The organism is Pseudomonas sp. BF-RE-22 (assembly GCF_019956155.1).
In the GTDB taxonomy this organism is placed as follows: Bacteria; Pseudomonadota; Gammaproteobacteria; order Pseudomonadales; family Pseudomonadaceae; genus Aquipseudomonas; species Aquipseudomonas migulae.
Genome location: NZ_JAHBDD010000011.1, coordinates 358,007 through 377,990, shown reverse-complemented (window position 1 = coordinate 377,990; position 19,984 = coordinate 358,007). Strand labels below are relative to the sequence as shown.

Here is a 19,984-nt window from a genome sequence, read left to right as displayed (position 1 = left end):
TCACAGGACCTTGCCCCTTTTACATTCAGCTCAGAATTTTTCCTCTATCAATCGCAGTGGATAATCCGGCTCTCGATAGCTGCCTGGCTTCTGGCGTTTGGGCAACTTCACGGGCTCCCTCGGAACATCCTTATAGGGAATGCGGCTGAGCAGGTCGGTGATGATGTTCAGGCGAGCCCGTCGCTTGTCATTGGAGTTGGCCACGAACCAGGGGGCATGTTCGGTGTCGGTCATCTTGAACATGTCGTCACGGGCGCGTGAATAGTCGTACCAGCGGCTGTATGACTTGAGATCCATGCCGGTGAGCTTCCAGATTTTGCGTCCATCCTTGATGCGTGCCTGAAGACGTCGTGTCTGTTCCTCTTGGCTGACCTCCAGCCAATATTTGATCAGGATGACGCCCGAATCGACGATTGCACGTTCCACCAACGGAATAGACTTCAGGAAACGGTCGACCTGCTCTTGGGTGCAGAACCCCATCACGCGCTCAACGCCCGCACGGTTGTACCAACTGCGATCGAAGATCACCACTTCGCCAGCCGCCGGCAGATGCGGCAGGTACCGCTGGACATACATCTGGGTTTTCTCACGTTCGGTCGGCGCGCTCAACGCCACCACCCGAAAGATACGTGGGCTCACCCGTTCAGTCAGGGCCTTGATTGTCCCTCCCTTGCCGGCACCGTCGCGGCCCTCGAAAACAATGCACACCTTGATCCCTTTTTGCCTTACCCACTCCTGCAACTTGACGGTTTCGACGTGCAGTCGGCGCAGTTCTTCCAGGTAGTCCTTGTTAGACATCTTCGAGCTGTCGGCAGCGTTCTGCTTAAGCGGGCGCTTCTTATCCTTTGCCATAATCAAGACCTCGCAAATTCCCGGTTATGTCAGACTAGATTGTTTTGAACGCCGTATTGGATTCGCAGCCTGACGGTAGCGAATATCTGAGTAGAGGACATACCCAGTGGACCGATTCCAGGAAATGCAGGTCTTCGCCGCCGTCGCCCAGGACCAGGGTTTTTCGGCTGCGGCGCGGCGTTTGGGCCTGTCGGCGGCCAGTGTTACCCGTGCCGTGGCCGCGCTGGAAAAACGCATTGGCACACGCTTGCTGACGCGCACCACCCGCAGCGTGCATTTGAGCGAGGCGGGTCAGCGGTATCTCGAAGACTGTAGGAGGATTCTTGCCGAGGTGCAGGAAGCGGAGGATTCAGCTGCGGGCAGTCATGCCGAACCCCGTGGGCAACTGACGATCACCGCGCCAGTGTTATTTGGCGAGTTGTTCGTTACGCCGGTAATGGTGAGTTATCTGAAGCAGTTTCCTGAAGTCTGCATCAACGGCTTGCTGGTCGATCGGGTCGTGAGCATGGTCGAGGAGGGGATTGATGTGGCTGTGCGCATCGGTGAGTTGCCCGACAGCAACCAGCACGCGATCCGCGTCGGCGAAGTACGGCGGGTGATTTGCGCTGCTCCGCCATTTTTGGAGGCGCAAGGCAGGCCGGTGCATCCTCAGGATCTGGCGCGTGCACCGGTTATTTCGACGTCCGCTATTGGTCAGCTTAAAAGCTGGCCTTTTCAGGATGCGCGCGAGCCACTCAGCGTGCGGGTTGAATCGCGATTGGTGGTGACGGCGAATCAGGCAGCCATTACGGCTGCGTGTCTCGGGCTGGGATTCACCCGTGTCCTGTCTTATCAAGTCGCCAGTGAAGTCGCTTCCGGCGAACTGGAAATCGTATTGGCTGACTTCGAACTGCCGCCATTGCCCATCCATGTGGTGTATCAGGGCGGCCGCAATGCGCCGGCCCGGATTCGCAGTTTTGTCGACTTCACGGTGAAAGCGCTGCGGGAACACCCGGCCTTGCAGGGCTGATGGGTTATTGCACTGGCTGAAATAATTGATTGCGTTTGCTGGTTATTCTGTTGTTTTGGTTGGGGGTGGAAGATGGCTCCCATCGGCGCTGATCGTTTCAGAACGGCGCCACCACCCAGCGGAGTCGACCATGCAAGCGATCAAACTCTACAACTTCCCACGTTCCGGCCATGCTCACCGTGTGGAGCTGATGTTATCCCTGCTGCAACTGCCGACCGAGCTGATCCTGGTCGATATGGCCAAGGGCGCGCACAAACAGCCCGATTACCTGGCGATCAACCCGTTCGGACAGGTCCCGGCCATCGACGATCAAGGCGTGGTGCTGGCCGATTCCAACGCAATTCTGGTTTACCTGGCGAAAAAATACGGTAACGGTCGCTGGCTGCCAGACGACCCGCTCGGCGCCGCCAAGGTTCAACGCTGGTTGTCAGTGGCGGCTGGACCGATTGCCTTTGGCCCGGGCCGGGCGCGGCTGATCACGGTGTTTGGCGCGCCTTACAGGGCTGAAGAGACGATCGCTTACGCCCACGTCTGGCTCAAACTGATCGATCAGGAACTGGCGGATACGGTTTACCTGACCGGCAGCGAACCGACCATTGCCGACGTGGCCGCCTACAGTTACATCGCCCACGCTCCGGAAGGCAACGTGTCGCTCGAGGACTACGCCAACGTGCGGGCCTGGCTGGCGCGCATCGAAGCCTTGCCAGGGTTTGTCGGCATGCCGCGCACCGTCGCCGGCCTGCAAAAAACTGCCTGATACCTGCGGCCCGGCATTGTCGGGCCGTTCACACTGCGCCTGGCGCGCACGGGAGAAGCCGTAATGGACCAGTCACCTTGGCACGCGGGCGAAAAACAGTTGCAGGCACACGTCGGTGTTGCCCAGCGAATGGAGGAGTTGGGTCGTAGGGTGGTTCGCACTGAGATGCCGGACCAACACCGCAAATTCTATGAGCAACTGCCGTTCATGCTGTACGGCGCAGTGGACATCGACGGCAATCCTTGGGCGAGCATTCTTGAAGGGCAACCGGGCTTCGCTCATTCGCCCCAGCCAGGTGCGCTGCAATTCAACAGCTTGCCGGGGGCGGATGACCCGGCGCAATTGACTGATGGCGCGGCGATCGGCTTGTTGGGGATCGAACTGCACACGCGGCGGCGCAACCGCCTCAATGGTCGCGTCGGCGCCGTGACGGCGAATGGCTTCGGCGTAACGGTCGAACAGTCCTTCGGCAACTGCCCGCAATACATTCAATTGCGGCAGTTTCGTTCGGTGCCGCTGGCGGATCCCTCGACGCGCATCGCGCAGCACATGGGCGCTCTGGATGACGCTGCCAAAGCCATGATTGCCGACGCCGATACCTTCTTCGTCGCCAGTTATGTGGATGTCGACGGTCGGCGCTCAGTGGACGTTTCCCACCGTGGCGGTCAGGCCGGTTTCGTACACGTAGAAGGTAATCGTCTGACCATCCCGGACTTCGCCGGCAATCTGTTCTTCAATACCCTGGGCAACCTGTTGATCAATCCACGGGCGGGTTTGCTGTTCATCGATTTCAACTCCGGCGACCTGCTGCACCTCAGCGGTCGCACCGAAATCATCCTTGAAGGCCCCCAAGTCGAAGCCTTTCAAGGCGCCGAGCGTCTGTGGACATTCGAGGTGGAGCAGGTGGTGCGTCGGCCCGCAGCACTGGCTCTGCGCTGGCGCTTCGACGGCGTATCGCCCACCAGTTTGCTGACGGGCACCTGGGAGCAGGCCAACGCACGCCTGCAAGCCCGGGCGCTGGGTGATCATTGGCGGCCGCTGCGGGTGGCCCGCATCGAAGCGGAAAGCCACAACATCCGCTCGATCTATCTGGAGCCCGCCGATGGCGCCGGGTTGCCGCTGTTTCAAGCGGGGCAGCATTTACCGCTGCGGTTCAACATTGGCGGTGAGGTGCATATCCGCACCTATAGCCTGTCGAGCGCGCCGTCCGATGACTTTTTCCGCATCAGCGTGAAGCGAGAAGGGCGGGTGTCTTCGCATCTGCATGAGCAGGTTCGTGTCGGTGATCTGCTGGAAGCCCGCGCGCCTCAGGGGCACTTCACCGTGGCAACCCATGAGCGTCGGCCGCTGGTGTTGTTGGCCGCCGGCGTAGGCATTACGCCGCTGCTGTCGATGGTGCGGGAGGTGGTGTATCAAGGCCTGCGCACGCGGCACATTCGGCCTACATGGTTTTTTCAGAGTTCGCGCACGCTGGCGGATCAACCGTTTCGCTCCGAGCTGGATCGTTTGCTGGATGACGCCGGTGATTCGGTGCGGGTGCTGCGTCTGCTCAGTCAGCCGGAGGCCGATGCTCACGAGGGTGAGGACTTTGACCTGACCGGACGGATAGACGCCGCGTTGCTGAAGAACATCCTTGAAGTGGAGGACTACGATCAGCTGGATTTTGTCCTCTGCGGGCCGGGCAGTTTTACCCAGGGGCTGTACGACAGCCTTCGGGAACTGGACATCCGTGACAGCAGGATTCACGCCGAGACCTTCGGCCCGTCGACCTTGCGTCGCCGGCCGGACCCCGACGCGGTGGTCATCGAGCAACCGCCGGCCGCGACCACGTCGGTGCCGGTGGTGTTCGAGCGTTCGGCCAAAGAAGCCCGCTGGCAACCCGACGGCGGCAGTTTGCTGGAGTTGGCGGAAAGCCGCGGGTTGCGCCCGGAATTCAGTTGCCGCGGCGGTTCCTGCGGGACCTGTAAGACTCGCCTGATCAGCGGTCAGGTGAATTATCCACAGCCGCCAGCGGAAGTGCCGGAAGAAGGACACGTCCTGATTTGTTGTGCGATTCCGGCGCAGGGCTCGCAGCCTTTGGTGCTCGACCTGTAGCATCTGACGCGGCGTGTAGGAGCGAGCGATGCGGCGACCCGACTTGCCCGCGAAGGCGTCCTAAACTCCGCCAAATGCTTCGCGGGCAAGCCTCGCTCCTACAAGATGAGATTCAGGCTTAGGAGTTTTATGGTTTTTCTCGCTCGCCTGTCAGGCTTGCTGGTGATGCTGGCTTTGCTTAGCGGTTGCGAACAACAGGACGCACCGCCGCTCGATCAGCAACTTTATGTATGGCAACGACAATGGACGCCGGCCCACGAAGCCGCACTCAAAGACAGCCGTGCGGATTTTTCGACCCTGCGGGTGCTGGCCTTGCAGGCATTCCCCAAGGCGGGCTGGAACCGGGCGCGAATCGACCCGGTGCTGCTCAACCGGGATGGCCGGCCGCTGATTGCGGTGATTCGTCTCGATGGCCAGCTCAAGTCGCTGGATCAGGACGAGGTCGCTGCGCAGATCCTGCAAGTGCTCAGCGATTGGCAGGCGCAGGGGCTGGTGCTCTCCGGTGTGGAAATCGACCACGATGCCGGGAACGCTCGGCTACCGGCTTATCGGAAATTCCTCACGGATTTGCGCGCGGTGCTGCCGGCTTCCATACCGTTGAGCATTACCGCGCTGCCGGCGTGGCTCGACAGTCCTGAACTGCCTGCATTGTTATCCACAGTCGATAGCAGCGTGTTGCAGGTACATGCGGTGAGCGACCCGCGCATGGGATTGTTTGACCCGGATCAGGCCAGAAAATGGGCCGGCGCCTGGAGCCGCATCACGTCGAAACCTTTTTATCTGGCGCTGCCGGCCTATGGCGTAGCGTTGTTGCCGCAGGCCGGCGGCGCACTCGACGTGGAAAGCGAAGTGCCCATTGAGCGCGTCGGCGAGCGCCGGGAATTGCTGGCCGATCCGCAGCAACTGAGCACACTTGCCACCCAGTTGCGCGACGATCCGCCGGCTCATCTGGCCGGGCTGATCTGGTTTCGCCTGCCATTGGTCAATGATCGCCGGGCCTGGAGCCTGACGACCTTGCGCGCCGTGGCCCGTGGCGATGCCCTCGATAGTCGCCTGACGCTGAAACTCTCGGCGCAGGATGGCCTCTATGACGTCAGCATCAGCAATCAAGGCAACCTCGACAGTGCCTGGCCCGAACGCCTGACGCTCGCCGCGCGAGGTTGTGAGGGCGCCGATGCCCTGGCCGGTTATGCGTTGCAACAAAGCCCGGATCTGCTTACCTTCACCCGCCTGCGCGACGGTCGGATCCCGGCCGGTGGGCAGCGCGCCATCGGTTGGGCGCGCTGCACAAACATTGATCAAGGAGGTTCGAATGTTCACCCGTAACTGGCCCCGCCATTTGCTTTGCCTGAGCCTCGGTTTTCCACTGGGTTCGGCAGTGGCCTGCGGGCCGGATTTCCCTATGCGCCTGCTCGACAACCGGGGCCAGTCGATGGCGGAGCTGCCGGAAGGCAACTTCCGGTTCGAGATCAGTCGTCTCGGGCAGGCGATTACGGGTTTGAAGAGCGTCAGCGAAGTCGTCTACAGCATGGACGCGCCTGACTATGCCGTGCAGCGCGACGACGCCGAACAGGCTGGTTTGACGGTGCCGCAGCAGGCGTTGGTCAAAGAACTGCGCACGCTGAGCGATGCTCATCAGGTCGAGGCGCAGGGCGCAGGCCTGCCGACCGAGCACAGGCTCTATCTGGCGGGCGCCGTGGCGTTCAGCGCCGGTGACCATGGATTGGCCGCCGATTACTTCCAGAAAGTGCTCGCATTGCCGGCGGATCAACGCGCGTTGCGCAGCACGTGGGCCGCTTATTCGCTGGGCCGGGCGCTGTTTGCCATGAGCAGCGAAGCGGACGCCGCACCCGATCTGCTGACGCAGTCGCGCAAGGCCTTTGAGCAGGCGCGCCAGTTGAGCATCGACGGTTTCAGCGACCCATTGGAGCTGGGCGTCGCCAGCCTCGGCGAAGAGGCGCGTGTCGCTCGCACGGCGGGCGATTGGGACAACGCTATAAAACTCTACGCCACGCAAAACCTCCACGGTTCCGCAGTGGGTTACACCTCATTGAAGCTGTTGATGGCCGATCTGGCGGCGATGCCCGACGAGCAACTGGCCGCGTTGCTTAAAGGCAAACCGGTGCAGCAGCTGGTCACGGCGTCACTGATCAGCCGGTTGGGTTGGTCATTTGGTGATCAACCGCCAAACGAACAAAAACTGATCAAACTGCTGCAAAACAGCACGCGCGGTAGCCTCGACAATGCTGATCGACTGGCCGCCGTGAATTATCAACAGGGCGATTACGCCAGCGCCAAGGCATTTCTTGAACACGCCGGTGACGGTGGCCTGGCATGGTGGCTGCGGGCGAAACTGGCGATGCGCGAGGGTGATAAAACGGCTGCCGCCGCCGCGTACGCCAAGGCTGCCCAGGCCTTCCCGCAGAACGAATCCTGGGGCGAGCGACGGACACCGGACTGGGATTTCGAAACGCTTCAGCCCAAGTGCCGCGTCGAGGGGGAAAGCGCGATCCTGGCGTTGCAACGTGGGGATTATTTGCAGGCATTCGATCAGCTTTATCGCAGCAATGACATTTACTGGTTCGACGCTGCGACCGTCGCTGAGCGTGTGCTGACCGTCGATGAGCTCAAGCACTACGTCGACACTCAAGTGCCGGCGCCGCCAGCACTGACTCAGGAGGATCGCGATAACTACGTGCCGTTGTCGGTGGCGGCGAAGTTGCGCAACCTGCTGGGGCGGCGATTGCTGCGTGAGGGCCGTTATGATGAGGCGCCAGGCTATTTCGACAATGCCAACTTGCAGGCCAAGGCCAAGTGGTACGGGGAGTTGCGCCACGACGCCGAGTCGAAATGGTGGCCAACCAAACGGGCATTCGCTTATTACCATGCCGCGACAGTGGCTCGTTTCGACGGAATGGAGCTGTTGGGCTACGAGATGTCTCCGGATTACGCCACTTTCGGTGGTAATTACAGTCTCGAGGCTCCCGAGCTCAAGGTCGGCCCATTGATGGCCGAGGGTGAGGTGAAACGCCAGCAAGCCACGTTGGCGCAACCTGATGAGCGTTTCCATTACCGGTTTGTTGCCACCGCGCTGGCGAGTAAAGCGGCTGATCTTTTGCCCCACAGCAGCCAGGCTTTCGCGTCGGTGCTGTGCAAGGCTTCGTCGTGGGGTACGAACCTGCAAGAGCAAAGCGCGTTCTACCGTCGTTATGTCGAGGAAGGCCCGTATGTCGTCTGGGCGGGTGATTTCGGTCACCAATGCCAGGACCCGGACTTTCAGCGCGCCGACAAGCGCTACGTCACCCAGGTCACCGACGCCGTGCGCTCCGAGCTGCGGCCTTACAAAAAAACTTTGCAGATCGGCGGTGTGTTGGCGGTCACGGTAGCGGCATTGTTACTGATCAATCGTCGTCGCCGTAAGTCGCAGTAAGGTTCAAACCTGTTGAACAAAGGTCAGTCGCAGGGCAAAACCAATCAACAGGCTGCCAAACAACCACTGCTGTACGCGCTGGGCCGAAGGACTGCGTTGCAGCCAGCGGCCAAGCGCGGCGCCGGCCAAGGCGTACGCGCTGTCGAACAACAAACCGACACTGACCAGCACCACGCCCAGGGTCGCGAATTGTGCGAGCACCGGCCCTGCATGCGGATCGATAAACTGCGGCAGCAGCACCGAGCAGAACAGCAGCGCCTTGGGGTTCAGCAGGTTGGTCAACAATCCGCGCTGAATGGCTTCGCGCCAACGAGGTTTTCCACAGGCTGAATCTGCACCGTTCAGGTTCGGGAGCATCGTGGTCCGCAGGCATTGAATGCCGATCCACAACAGGTACGCGGCCCCGGCCAGGCGCACCAAATCGAACGTCCAGGGCGCGGCCTTGAACAGTGCCGCCAGCCCCAGTGCCGCCAACGCCACATGACAACCCCGGGCAATGCCCAATCCCACCGCCGTGGCCAGCGCCGCGCCTTTGCCCTGACGAGCGCCGGTTTGCAGCAGCAGAATCATGTCCGGGCCTGGGAGCAGGTAAACCACTGCCAGTGCCATGAAAAACAGCCAAAACCCCGCCATGCTGCACCCCTTTCGTTGTCGATTCGGTAGCGCCAGTCTAGGGCTGAAGCACAGGGCAGGTGGTTGCGTAGTTTGCTTCTAAACAGTCTTGAATTGGCATAACCTGCCATTCTTTGACGCATGAACCATCAGGATCTGCCAAGCATGAAACTGGACGCTTACGACCGAAAAATTCTCGCGGCCCTGCAACGTGACGGTCGTCTGAGCAACGTACAACTGGCTGACGAGATTGGTCTGTCCGCGTCCCCCTGTTTGCGTCGGGTGCGGATGTTGGAGGAGGCCGGGGTGATTCGCGGCTATCAGGCCAATCTGGATCGCGATGAAGTCGGGTTGGGGCTGACGGTGTTTGTCGGGGTCAAGGTCGAACGCCACAACGACGAACAGGCCGAAGCCTTCCGTGTGGCGGTGATGGCGTTGCCCGAGGTGATTTCGGCGTTTCTGGTGTCAGGGGAATCGGATTTTCTGTTGCAGGTGGTGGTGCCGGATTTGCGTGCTTATGACCGCTTTCTCACCGGGCGTTTGCTGAAGTTGCCGGGCGTGAGCGACATCCGCAGCAACTTTGCGATTCACACGGTGAAAACGCCGGGGGCGTTGCCGTTGGAACACTTGCCGCTCTAGACCGGGTTGCCCCCTTCGCGAGCAAGCCCGCTCCCACATTGGTTCTATGGTGTACACAAAGCTAGTGTGGGAGTGAGCCTGCTCGCGATGGCGGTAGATCAGTCTCAACAGGTCTCCAGCCCTACATCTGCGTCGCCATCCCCTCCACATTCATCGCCGCCTGGCGCAACGCCTCGGAGCGGGTCGGGTGTGGATGACAGGTCAGGGCAATATCTTCAGCCGAAGCACTGAACTCCATAGCCACGCAATATTCGCCAATCATTTCACTGACGCTCGGGCCTACCAGGTGCACGCCAAGAATCTCGTCAGTGCGCTCATCGGCCAGCACTTTGGCGAAGCCTTCAGTCTCGTGGTTGATCTTCGCCCGGCTGTTGGCGGTGAAGGGGAATTTACCGACCTTGTACGCGCGGCCCTCAGCCTTGAGTTGCTCTTCGGTCTTGCCGACGCTGGCCAGCTCCGGCCTGGTGTAAATGACGTTGGGGATCAGGTCGTAATTGACCTCGCCTGCCTTGCCGACGATCTGCTCGATACAGGCCATGGCTTCATCTTCGGCCTTGTGCGCGAGCATCGGCCCCGACGTGACATCGCCGATGACCCATACGCCTGCCGCTTCAGTGCGATGACCCTTGTTGGCGAGCATGCCGCGTTTATCCGTGGCGAGGCCGACGTTTTCCAGCCCCAGCCCCTCGGTGTAAGGCCGGCGCCCGATGGCGACCAGCACGTAATCGGCTTCGAGTAGTTCGGCAGCACCTCCGGCGGCCGGTTCGACGCTGAGCTGAACGCCGTTCGCCGAGGTCGTGGCGCGGGTGACTTTCGAACTCAACTTGAAGCTGATGCCTTGCTTGCTCAACGAACGTTGCAGGGTTTTGCCCGCTTCGCCGTCCACACCAGGGCAAATCCGGTCGAGAAACTCGACCACGGTCACCTGTGCGCCCAAACGCCGCCACACCGAGCCCAATTCCAGGCCAATGACCCCGGCGCCAATCACCACCAGATGCTTGGGCACTTCGGACAAAGAAAGCGCACCTGTGGAATCGAGGATGCGCGTGTTGTCGATGTCCACGCCGGGCAGGGGAGTGGGCTCGGAGCCGGTGGCAATGATGATGTCCTTGGCGCTCAGCTCAGTCTTGCCGCCCTGGCTGTCCGTTACCGTGACTTTGCCCGGCCCGTCGATATGGCCCCAGCCCTTGATCCAGTCGACCTTGTTTTTGCGGAACAGAAACTCGATGCCCTTGGTCAGCCCGGCAACACTGTCATCCTTCTGCTTCATCATTTGCGCGAGGTTCAGCGTGGGTTTGACCTCGATACCGAGGTTGGCAAATTCCGCGCCCATGGCCGCGTCATACAATTCAGAAGCATGCAGCAATGCCTTGGACGGCATGCAACCGACGTTCAGGCAAGTGCCGCCGAGGGTGGCGCGGCCTTCGACACAGGCGGCTTTGAGGCCCAACTGGCCGGCGCGAATTGCCGCGTTATAGCCGCCGGGGCCTCCGCCCAGTATCACGACGTCATAGTTGCTCATGGATGTACTCCTGAATTGGATGGGAATCGGGCTGGATAAACGTAGTTCCTGAATAAAATTACGAGCGTAATATGTGCGCAGCCACGCCTTTCGGTCAAGGCTTCAGCCAAGCGACAGGTTGAGCGTCTTTAGATAAAGAGATTTAGTACGAAAATTTCACGGTTTTCGTTATATCGTAACGAATTGCGACGTGAGCAAAGAAAATCACTGGGGTGGTATGCAAGTCGATCTCGAGATTGAGGGCGCAACGGTAGCCGGGCTGCCGCGCTTTCAGCAGGCAGTCTTTCAAGGGCGGCGATTGCGGCAGTTGGCAATCGGCCTCGGCGCGCTCGCAGGGGCAGGCTGGGTGCTGGCATTTTTCGTCGGGCTGTTTGCGCCGCAGTCGCTTTGGCCTGCGGTGCTGGTCAATCAGAGCGCCGGTTTGCTGGTGCTGGTCGCCGGGCTGCAATCGGCGTGGTGGGTGACACGGTGGCGTGAAAGGGCGATGAACCCGGCGATGCTCCCTGTGGAAGTCGCCGCTGAATCGCCGCCGGAGGGCTGGTATGAACGGCTACTGGAGCGGATCAGCCAGCGATGGTTGCGGCTGCTGGCGCAGATCGGCGCTTCGACGCTGTGGCTTGGCGCTTGGGCGCTGCTGGTAGTGTTCAGCATCAATCAAGTCTGGAACCTGGCCCTGCCTCCCGCTGCGCTCGGTTTTTCCGCGAGTGTCGCGGCGGCCTTGTCGTTACTGCTGGCCTTCGGTTTGCTGGTGCTGGAGCGACAACTTGCCCAGGAAAACGTGGCCCAGTGGCCCGAAGCAGGTTCGCTTGCGCAGCTGACGCGCGTGGCAATCATCTGTCTTGTGCTGGGCGCGCTGTGCCTGTTGTTCGGCAGCGAAGCGTCGGTTTGGCCGGTACGTCTGGCTGTACTGATTGGCCTGCTGCCGGTTCTGGTTGCGGTCGAACTGCTGCTACGCGCGGTGTTGTCACTGTTCAGTCCGCAGCGTGAACAACTCGAACCTGCGTTGCTGGCGCGAAGCTTCGTCGCCGACATGCTGCGCTGGCCACCCCAACCGTTGCTGGCGCTGCAACACGAATTACATAACCGCTTCGGCATCGATCTGCGACAGATCTGGGCCTTCACTTACATGCGCCGGGCATTCGTTCCGGTACTGGCGGTGGTGGCACTGGTCGGTTGGTCGCTCACCGGCATTCACGAAATTTCCCTGCAGGGGCGGGGCATCTATGAGCGTTTCGGCAAACCGGTGGAGGTCTTCGGCCCCGGTTTGCACGCAGGTCTGCCGTGGCCGCTGGGTCGAGTGTTGAGTGTCGAGAACGGCGTGGTTCACGAGTTGGCCACCAGTGTTGGCGAAGCGGCGGCGCCGATTGTGGCTGAACCGGCTGAAGGTCCGGCGCCGACGACGGCCAATCGCTTGTGGGACGCCAGCCACGTGAACGACAAGTCTCAGGTGATTGCCAGCAGTCGCGCCGACAAACAGAGCTTCCAGATCGTCAACATGGACGTGCGTTTCGTCTATCGCATCGGCCTCACGGATCAAGCGGCGTTGGCCGCGACGTACAACAGCGCCAACGTGCCGACACTGATCCGCAGCACCGCCAGCCGGATTCTGGTGCACGACTTCGCGTCTCGTACCCTCGACGGTCTGCTCGGTGAGGACAGGGTAGGGCTCGCCGAAGAGATTGGCCGCGCGGTGCAAGCGGACCTGGAAAAGCTCGACAGCGGCGTGGAGATTCTCGCGACTGTGGTTGAAGCGATTCACCCACCGGCCGGCGCGGCCAACGCTTATCACGGTGTGCAAGCGGCGCAAATTGCTGCGCAGGCCCTGATCTCGCGTGAGCGCGGCGCAGCTGCAGAGGCCACCAATCAGGCGCAATTGCAGGCCAGCATCGCACGGGATCAAGCGACGGCCAGCGCGCGTGAAATCAATGCGGCTGCGCAAGCGGCCGATCTGAAATTCAGCGCCGAGCAAAAGGCCTACGCCAGCGCGGGCCAGGCTTTCGTGCTGGAACAGTATTTCAGCCAGCTCTCCCAAGGCCTGACCAACGCCAGGTTGCTGGTTCTCGATCATCGTCTGGGCGGCAGCGGCAACGCGCCGACCATCGACCTCCGTACTTTCACGCTGCCGGTTGACCCTGCATCGGCGCGTAAAACTGCTCAGCCAGGAGCTGCCAATTGAGCCAGTCGCACACTCACGATCACGATGATCACGCCGGCCACGATCACGGTCATGGCGGGCATCATCACGGGCATCACCATCACCACCACGGCGATCCGCAGGAAGCGGGTCCATTCCCGTGGCGGCGCATGGGGTGGGCGGCGTTGCTGGTGGCGTTTGCCATCGCGGCTGCAAGCCTGGTGCAGGTGCGCTCCGGCGAAGCCACGGTGATCACGCGCTTCGGCAATCCGTCGCGGGTGTTGCTGGAGCCGGGGCTGGGCTGGCGTTGGCCCGCGCCTTTTGAAGCGGCGATTCCGGTCGATCTGCGTTTGCGCACCACGTCCAGTGGTTTGCAGGATGTGGGTACGCGCGACGGTTTGCGCATCATCGTTCAGGCTTACGTGGCGTGGCAGGTGCAGGGCGATCCGGACAATGTGCAGCGCTTCATGCGCGCCGTGCAGAATCAGCCGGACGAAGCGGCGCGGCAGATTCGCACCTTCGTCGGCTCGGCGCTGGAAACCACGGCCAGCAGTTTTGACCTGGCCAATCTGGTGAACACCGATGCCAGCCAGGTGCACATCGCTGATTTTGAAGCGCAGTTGCGTCAGCAAATCGATCAGCAGTTACTCGCCACTTATGGCGTTCGTGTGCTGCAAGTCGGCATCGAACGATTGACCTTGCCGTCGGTGACCCTGACCGCCACCGTCGATCGCATGCGCGCCGAGCGTGAAACAATCGCCACCGAACGCACGGCCATCGGCAAACGTGAAGCGGCGCAAATTCGCTCTGCTGCCGAGCGTGATGCGCGAATCGTCCAGGCCGATGCGACAGTAAAAGCTGCCGACATCGAGGCTCAATCCCGGGTCGAAGCCGCACAGATTTACGGCCGCGCTTACGCGGGTTCGCCGCAGCTGTATAACTTGCTGCGCTCCCTCGACACCTTGGGCACCATCGTCACACCTGGCACCAAACTGATTCTGCGAACCGATGCCGCGCCGTTCCGGGTGTTGGTTGACGGTCCGCCGACGCTCGATAACAAGTCCGGATCGCAGCCATGAGTTTGGTTCCACGTGGAACAAATGAGTTAAGCAGCCCCTGGATTCAGGCCGGGCGATTGGCTTTTCTCGCCCTGTATGCGGTGACAGTCTTGGCCGCGTTGGCGTGGGCATTCTCCAACGTGCGGCAAATCGACCCGCAAAATCGCGCGGTGGTGTTGCACTTTGGCGCGCTGGATCGCATTCAGAATGCCGGTCTGCTGTTGGCGTGGCCGAGGCCGTTCGAGCAGGTGGTTTTGTTGCCGGCGGCAGATCGGGTGATCGAGCGTCGGGTCGATAATCTACTGCGCAGCGATGCCGCGCTGCAGGCCGACCGAGCAGCCACTTTCGCCACGCCGCTCAGTGATGCGCTGGCAGGTTCCGGTTATCTGCTGACGGGTGACGCAGGTGTGGTGCAACTGGATGTGCGGGTGTTTTACAAAGTCACCGAACCGTATGCGTTCGTTGTTCAAGGTGAACACATGCTGCCGGCACTGGATCGCCTGGTGACTCGCAGCGCCGTGGCACTCACCGCCGCACGAGATCTGGACACTATCCTGGTGGCGCGCCCTGAGTTGATCGGCGCGGATAATCAAGCGGCGGAAAGACGCGAACGCCTGCGCGGGGATTTGGTACAAGGCATCAATCAACGACTCGCGCAATTGACCGCAACGGGGCAGGGGCTGGGGATCGAAGTGGCGCGCGTGGATGTGCAGTCGAGTCTGCCAGGACCTGCGGTCAATGCTTTCAACGCCGTTCTGACGGCAAGTCAGCAAGCCGATAAAGCCGTGGCCAATGCCCGCACTGAAGCCGAGAAACTCACCCAGGCCGCCAACGAGCAAGCCGACCGTGCGCTGCAAGTCGCCCACGCTCAAGCCAGCGAACGGCTGGCCAAAGCCTCCGCCGACACGGCCACGGTATTGAGCCTGGCCAAGGCGCAACAACAAGGCACCGACCCGCAAATGCTGTTGCGCATTTACCGCGAACGCTTGCCGAAAATCCTCGATCAGGCCGGCTCGGTGACCACGGTCAATCCGAAAGACGATTCCCGCCTGATCATTCAGGGAGCTGCACAATGACCGCCCAAACCGCCGCCGCACCGAGCATGTTGTCCTCGGCCGAACAACGCAGCGCTGCACGCCAGCTGACCTTGGCCATGCTCGCGCTCGGCTTGCTGGCGCTCGGTTTGATCTGGCGCTGGTGGTCGCCGGAGCAGACGGGCGTCAGTCAATTGCTGCTGGGTTTTGCCTCGTTGCTGGTGGCCGTGCCGGTGATGCGTTCGGCCTGGTACAGCCTGCGTTATCCCAGCTTGCACGGGATCACTGATCAGTTGATTGCGTTGGCGATGTTGGGTGCCTGGGCAACTGGCGATCTACTGACCGCTGCGTTGTTGCCGATCATCATGATCTTCGGCCATGTGTTGGAAGAGCGCAGCGTGATCGGTTCCCAGGAGGCGATTCACGCACTCGGCAAACTGACGCGCAGCCATGCGCGCAAGGTTCAGGCGGATGGCACCATCGTCGAAGTCGACAACGGCACACTCAAGGCTGGCGACCGCGTGGAGGTCCGCGCCGGTGATCGAGTGCCGGCCGATGGTCGTGTGCTCTCCGGTCAGGCGAGTCTCGATACCGCATCGATCACGGGCGAGTCGGTGCCGGTGGAGGCGGGCGTCGGCATGACGGTGTTCGGCGGGGCGATCAACCTTGATGGCCTGCTGCGCATTGAAGTGACCCGTACCGGCAACGAATCGACACTCGGTAAAGTCATCGCGCTGATGCAAAGCGCCGAGCGTTCCAAGCCGCCAATCACCCGTTTGCTGGAGCGCTACGCTGGTAGCTATATGGTGCTGGTGTTGTTGCTGGCCGCAGTGACCTGGTTCATCACCAACGATGCGCAAGCGATGCTCGCGGTGTTGGTGGCAGCCTGTCCATGTGCGTTGGTGTTGTCGGCACCGGCCACGGCGATTGCCGGCGTCGCGGTTGCCGCACGACATGGGATTCTGATCCGCAGCTCGGCGTTTCTCGAAGAGCTGGCGGATCTGACGTCGCTGGTGGTCGACAAGACCGGGACGCTGACCTTCGGCACCTTGCGCCTGCAATCGATCGACAGTCCGCTGGAAGATCGCAATCACGTGTTGAAACTGGCTGCCAGCCTGGGTTCCGCCAGCAGTCACCCGGTCAGTCGCGCGCTCGCCGGGTTGGTTAGCCAGGAACATTTTCTGCTGCTCACGGACATTCACGAACGTCAGGGCCTGGGCGTGGTAGCGATGACCGAACAGGGCGAAGCAGCACTCGGGCGGCCGGAGTTGTTCGCGCAATTGGCAATCGCCACTTCAGCGGTTCCTGAACACGATGGCCCGATTGCCGGCTTGGCGCTCAACGGTGAATTCCTGGCCTGGCTGTTGCTCGCGGACAGCGTCAAACCTGAAGCGCGATTCGCCTTGAGTGAATTGCGAGAACTCGGGTTGGGCCGGCAATTGTTGCTCACCGGCGATCGCCAAAGCGTCGCGAATACGTTGGCCCTGGATGTCGGGATCAGCGATGTCGAAGCCCAGGCCTTGCCCGAGGACAAACTCAACCGTGTGCTGAAAGAAATCGGCAGCGGCTTCCGGCCGATGGTGGTCGGCGATGGCATCAATGATTCGCTGGCACTCAAGGCCGGTGTGGTGGGCGTCGCCATGGGGGCGGGCGGTGCGGATATTGCCTTGGCTTCAGCCGACATCGTGCTGATCGGCAGCGACCTGCGTCGGCTCGGCACTTGCGTACGTTTGAGTCGCCAATGCCGGCAAACCTTGCAGGTCAACGTGATCATCGGTCTGGGCTGGACACTGGCAATTGTCGCTTTCGCTGCCTTCGGCTGGCTCGGTGCGGCAGGGGCGATGATTGCTGCGCTGCTGCATAACCTGAGCACGTTGCTGGTATTGGGCAACGCCGGGCGGCTGCTGCGTTTCCAGGAGCCGTTGCTCAAGATGAAGGAAGACGTCTGAGGGATGTGAACATTTCAGAACTGTGCGCGAAATTCGCAGTCATCTAGTGTGAGGGCAATCACTTCTGTGATTTTGCGGCGTTTGTTTCAAGCGCTGCAAATCATAGAAGACGGCTATTAAATCGATAGCCTGCTATTTTTCAAGGATGGTCTACCCTCACATCAGACGTCTGAAACAAGGGGGATATTCCATGCTCGCGCAACTTCCACCGGCCTTACAGAATCTGCAGTTACCGCTACGCCTGCGACTCTGGGACGGCCATGAATTTAATCTGGGGCCGACGCCCAGCGTCACGATTGTGGTCAAGGACCCACAAATGGTTACCCAGTTGACTCATCCCAGCCTCGATGCGCTCGGAGCGGCATTCGTCGAGGGCAAACTTGAGCTGGAAGGCTCCATCAGCGAGGTTATCCGCGTCGTTGATGAATGGAGTCAGGCCTTGCTGGGCGACCTCGACAGTCAGCCTGTTCGCACCGCCCACGACAAGGAAACCGACGCCAAGGCGATTTCCTATCACTACGACCTTTCCAACGCGTTTTATCAGCTGTGGCTCGACAGTGACATGGCGTATTCCTGCGCCTATTTCGAGACCGGCAGCGAAACGCTTGAGCAGGCCCAGCAAGCCAAATTCCGCCACCTGTGTCGCAAACTACGCCTGCAACCTGGCGAGTATCTGCTGGATGTAGGCTGTGGCTGGGGCGGTTTGGCGCGCTATGCGGCGCGGGAGTTTGGCGCGAAGGTATTCGGGATCACACTGAGCAAAGCGCAACTGGCCCTGGCCCGTGAGCGGGTGAAGGAGGAAGGCCTCGACGATCTGGTCGAGCTGCAACTGCTGGACTACCGCGATCTGCCTCAAGACGGGCGCTTCGATAAAGTGGTCAGCGTCGGCATGTTCGAGCATGTGGGGCACGAGAACCTGGCCGAGTACTGCAAAACCCTGTTCGGCGCGGTGAAAGAGGGCGGCCTGGTGATGAACCACGGCATCACCGCCAAGCACACCGATGGCCGGCCAGTGGGACGCGGCGCGGGTGATTTTATCGAGAAGTACGTGTTCCCCAACGGCGAGCTGCCGCACCTGTCGATGATCTCTGCCGAGATCAGCGAAGCAGGGCTGGAGATCGTCGATGTCGAGAGTTTGCGCCTGCACTACGCGCGCACCCTGGACCATTGGAGCGAACGCCTGGAGGACAACCTGGAAGCGGCCGCCCGGCAGGTGCCGGAGCAGGCCTTGCGAATCTGGCGGCTGTACCTGGCGGGATGTGCTTATGCGTTCGCCCGGGGCTGGATCAACCTGCACCAGATCCTCGCAGTGAAAGCCCACCCCGATGGCAGCCATGAACTGCCCTGGACCCGCGACGACATCTACAACCCTTAAAGTATCGGTGAGATAAGCCGGGCGATCCGCATGCCGACCTGTTGCAGGCGGTGGGTCTCCCGGCTTTCTTCTTTGGCGACTTCATGCGCCTGGTCGAAGTCGTCGTTGAGCATCTGTTCCACCTCGCCGGCAAACACTCGGTCGACAGTCAGCAACATCACTTCAAAATTCAGCCGGAACGAGCGGTTGTCCATATTGGCGCTGCCGATGGCGCTGATTTCGCTGTCGATCAACACCACTTTCTGATGCAGGAAACCGGGCTGGTAGCGAAATACCCGCACACCGGCGCGCACGGCTTCGAAGGCATACAGGCTGGAGGCGGCGTAGACGATGCGGTGATCCGGTCGTGAAGGCAGCAGCAATCGCACATCCACGCCGCGCAGAACCGCCAGCCTCAAGGCGGCAAACACCGCTTCATCGGGGATGAAGTAGGGGCTGGTAATCCACACCCGCTCGGTCGCCGCGTGAATGGCTTCGACGAAGAATAGCGAACAGGTTTCGTAGGAATCTGCCGGCCCACTGGCAAGCAATTGGCAGAGCACACCGTTGTCCGGATACGCGTCCGGCAGTATTAACGGCGGCAAGGAGCGCGCTGCCCAAAACCAGTCTTCGGCGAAGGACTCCTGCATGCACGCCACCACCGGCCCGCGCACCCGCACGTGGGTATCGCGCCAAGGGGCGAGGGGTGGTTTCTCGCCCATGTATTCGTCGCCTACGTTGTGCCCGCCAACGAAGCCCAACACGCCGTCCACCACGACGATCTTGCGATGGTTGCGGAAGTTGACCTGAAAGCGATTGAGCCAGCCGCTACGCGTCGCGAAGGCTTTGACCTCGACACCGGCATCGCGCAACGGCTGCACATAACTGTGGGGCAGGGAGTGGCTGCCGATGCGGTCGTACAGTAAATAAACGGCAACGCCTTCGGCGGCTTTTTTCAGCAACAAGGTTTGCAGGCGTTGGCCCAGACGGTCGTCGTGGATGATGAAAAACTGGATCAGCACGGCTTCCTTAGCCTGGCTGATGGCCTCGAAGATCGCCTCGAAAGTGGCGTGGCCGTTGATCAGCAGGCTGACTTCGTTGTTCGCCAGGCAGGGCATGCGGCCCAGTTTTGGCATTGCCCTTAATGATGCGTAGGCGTTGGAGGCCCGGGCGGTCAGTGCTTCTTCGACCCACGGGCGCCAGTTCAAATCGGAGATGGCCTTGCGCATTTCCTCGTTGGCCTGTCGCCGTGCCTTGATGTAGCCATCGAAGGTGCTGCGGCCGAAGACCAGATAGGGAATGAGCGTGAAGTAGGGAATGAACAGCAGCGACAAGGCCCAGGCGATCGAGCCCTGAGCGGTCCGAACGGTCAACACGGCATGAATGGCGGCGATCATGCCTAACGAGTGCAGCAGGGCGATCAGGTAACCGAAAATATGCGGTCCAAAGTAATCCATGGGGGCAGCCTTGCTCCTGAAGATTCAGTGCTTAACAGACCATGTTCCGTGCAGAATGTCGCTATTTAATTGGCCCATGAACC

Annotated in this window: 15 protein-coding genes; 11 read left to right on the top strand and 4 right to left on the bottom strand. The window is 60.9% G+C overall.

The window, feature by feature from the left end; genetic code table 11:
- Positions 1 to 30: 30 nt before the first annotated feature.
- On the bottom strand, positions 31 to 852 hold the full coding sequence (gene ppk2, locus KGA82_RS08285) for a polyphosphate kinase 2 (protein WP_008027519.1): 822 nt from the start codon (positions 850 to 852) through the stop codon (positions 31 to 33).
- A gap of 106 nt (positions 853 to 958) precedes the next feature.
- On the opposite strand from ppk2, the gene KGA82_RS08280 reads away from it, so the two are divergent.
- From KGA82_RS08280 to KGA82_RS08260, 5 genes are all read left to right on the top strand, one after another.
- Entirely contained in the window at positions 959 to 1,861 is a 903-nt protein-coding gene (locus KGA82_RS08280; protein WP_223450107.1) for a LysR family transcriptional regulator, read from the top strand.
- Positions 1,862 to 1,991: 130 nt separating this feature from the next.
- On the top strand, positions 1,992 to 2,618 hold the full coding sequence (locus KGA82_RS08275) for a glutathione S-transferase family protein (RefSeq protein WP_008041372.1): 627 nt from the start codon (positions 1,992 to 1,994) through the stop codon (positions 2,616 to 2,618).
- A gap of 63 nt (positions 2,619 to 2,681) precedes the next feature.
- On the top strand, positions 2,682 to 4,712 hold the full coding sequence (locus KGA82_RS08270) for a pyridoxamine 5'-phosphate oxidase family protein (protein WP_223450106.1): 2,031 nt from the start codon (positions 2,682 to 2,684) through the stop codon (positions 4,710 to 4,712).
- 129 nt (positions 4,713 to 4,841) lie between these two features.
- Entirely contained in the window at positions 4,842 to 6,038 is a 1,197-nt protein-coding gene (locus KGA82_RS08265; protein WP_223450105.1) for a DUF3142 domain-containing protein, read from the top strand.
- Entirely contained in the window at positions 6,025 to 8,142 is a 2,118-nt protein-coding gene (locus tag KGA82_RS08260) for a hypothetical protein (protein ID WP_223450104.1), read from the top strand. The genes KGA82_RS08265 and KGA82_RS08260 overlap by 14 nt, the downstream gene beginning before the upstream one ends.
- 3 nt (positions 8,143 to 8,145) lie before the next feature.
- Here KGA82_RS08260 and KGA82_RS08255 read toward each other — a convergent pair whose 3' ends face one another.
- On the bottom strand, positions 8,146 to 8,775 hold the full coding sequence (locus tag KGA82_RS08255; protein WP_223450103.1) for a LysE family translocator: 630 nt from the start codon (positions 8,773 to 8,775) through the stop codon (positions 8,146 to 8,148).
- Positions 8,776 to 8,919: 144 nt separating this feature from the next.
- Here KGA82_RS08255 and KGA82_RS08250 point away from each other — a divergent pair, with 144 nt between their 5' ends.
- Positions 8,920 to 9,393: an Lrp/AsnC family transcriptional regulator gene (locus KGA82_RS08250; protein ID WP_008027506.1), complete on the top strand. Its 474-nt coding sequence runs from the start codon at positions 8,920 to 8,922 to the stop codon at positions 9,391 to 9,393.
- Between the two features lie 121 nt (positions 9,394 to 9,514).
- Here the strand turns inward: KGA82_RS08250 and lpdA are convergent, their stop codons facing one another.
- The gene (gene lpdA / locus KGA82_RS08245; protein ID WP_008027503.1) at positions 9,515 to 10,915 is read right to left on the bottom strand and encodes a dihydrolipoyl dehydrogenase; all 1,401 of its coding nucleotides are present in this window, start codon (positions 10,913 to 10,915) and stop codon (positions 9,515 to 9,517) included.
- 217 nt (positions 10,916 to 11,132) lie between these two features.
- Here lpdA and hflK (KGA82_RS08240) point away from each other — a divergent pair, with 217 nt between their 5' ends.
- From hflK (KGA82_RS08240) to cfaB, 5 genes are all read left to right on the top strand, one after another.
- Positions 11,133 to 13,091, top strand: coding sequence for a protease modulator HflK (gene hflK / locus KGA82_RS08240; RefSeq protein WP_223450137.1), 1,959 nt, complete (start codon positions 11,133 to 11,135; stop codon positions 13,089 to 13,091).
- Complete coding sequence (gene hflC, locus KGA82_RS08235; RefSeq protein ID WP_032828679.1) at positions 13,088 to 14,128, top strand: protease modulator HflC; 1,041 nt, start codon at positions 13,088 to 13,090, stop codon at positions 14,126 to 14,128. Before hflK (KGA82_RS08240) ends, hflC begins: the two co-directional genes overlap by 4 nt.
- Positions 14,125 to 15,183, top strand: coding sequence for a protease modulator HflK (gene hflK, locus KGA82_RS08230; RefSeq protein ID WP_223450102.1), 1,059 nt, complete (start codon positions 14,125 to 14,127; stop codon positions 15,181 to 15,183). The genes hflC and hflK (KGA82_RS08230) overlap by 4 nt, the downstream gene beginning before the upstream one ends.
- Positions 15,180 to 17,090, top strand: a complete 1,911-nt coding sequence (locus KGA82_RS08225) for a cation-translocating P-type ATPase (RefSeq protein WP_223450101.1) — start codon at positions 15,180 to 15,182, stop codon at positions 17,088 to 17,090. The genes hflK (KGA82_RS08230) and KGA82_RS08225 overlap by 4 nt, the downstream gene beginning before the upstream one ends.
- A gap of 190 nt (positions 17,091 to 17,280) precedes the next feature.
- The gene (gene cfaB / locus KGA82_RS08220) at positions 17,281 to 18,465 is read left to right on the top strand and encodes a C17 cyclopropane fatty acid synthase CfaB (protein ID WP_223450100.1); all 1,185 of its coding nucleotides are present in this window, start codon (positions 17,281 to 17,283) and stop codon (positions 18,463 to 18,465) included.
- Here the strand turns inward: cfaB and cls are convergent.
- Positions 18,462 to 19,901: a cardiolipin synthase gene (cls, locus tag KGA82_RS08215; protein WP_207284992.1), complete on the bottom strand. Its 1,440-nt coding sequence runs from the start codon at positions 19,899 to 19,901 to the stop codon at positions 18,462 to 18,464. The two genes, cfaB and cls, sit on opposite strands and share 4 nt — an antisense overlap.
- Positions 19,902 to 19,984 lie beyond the last annotated feature (83 nt).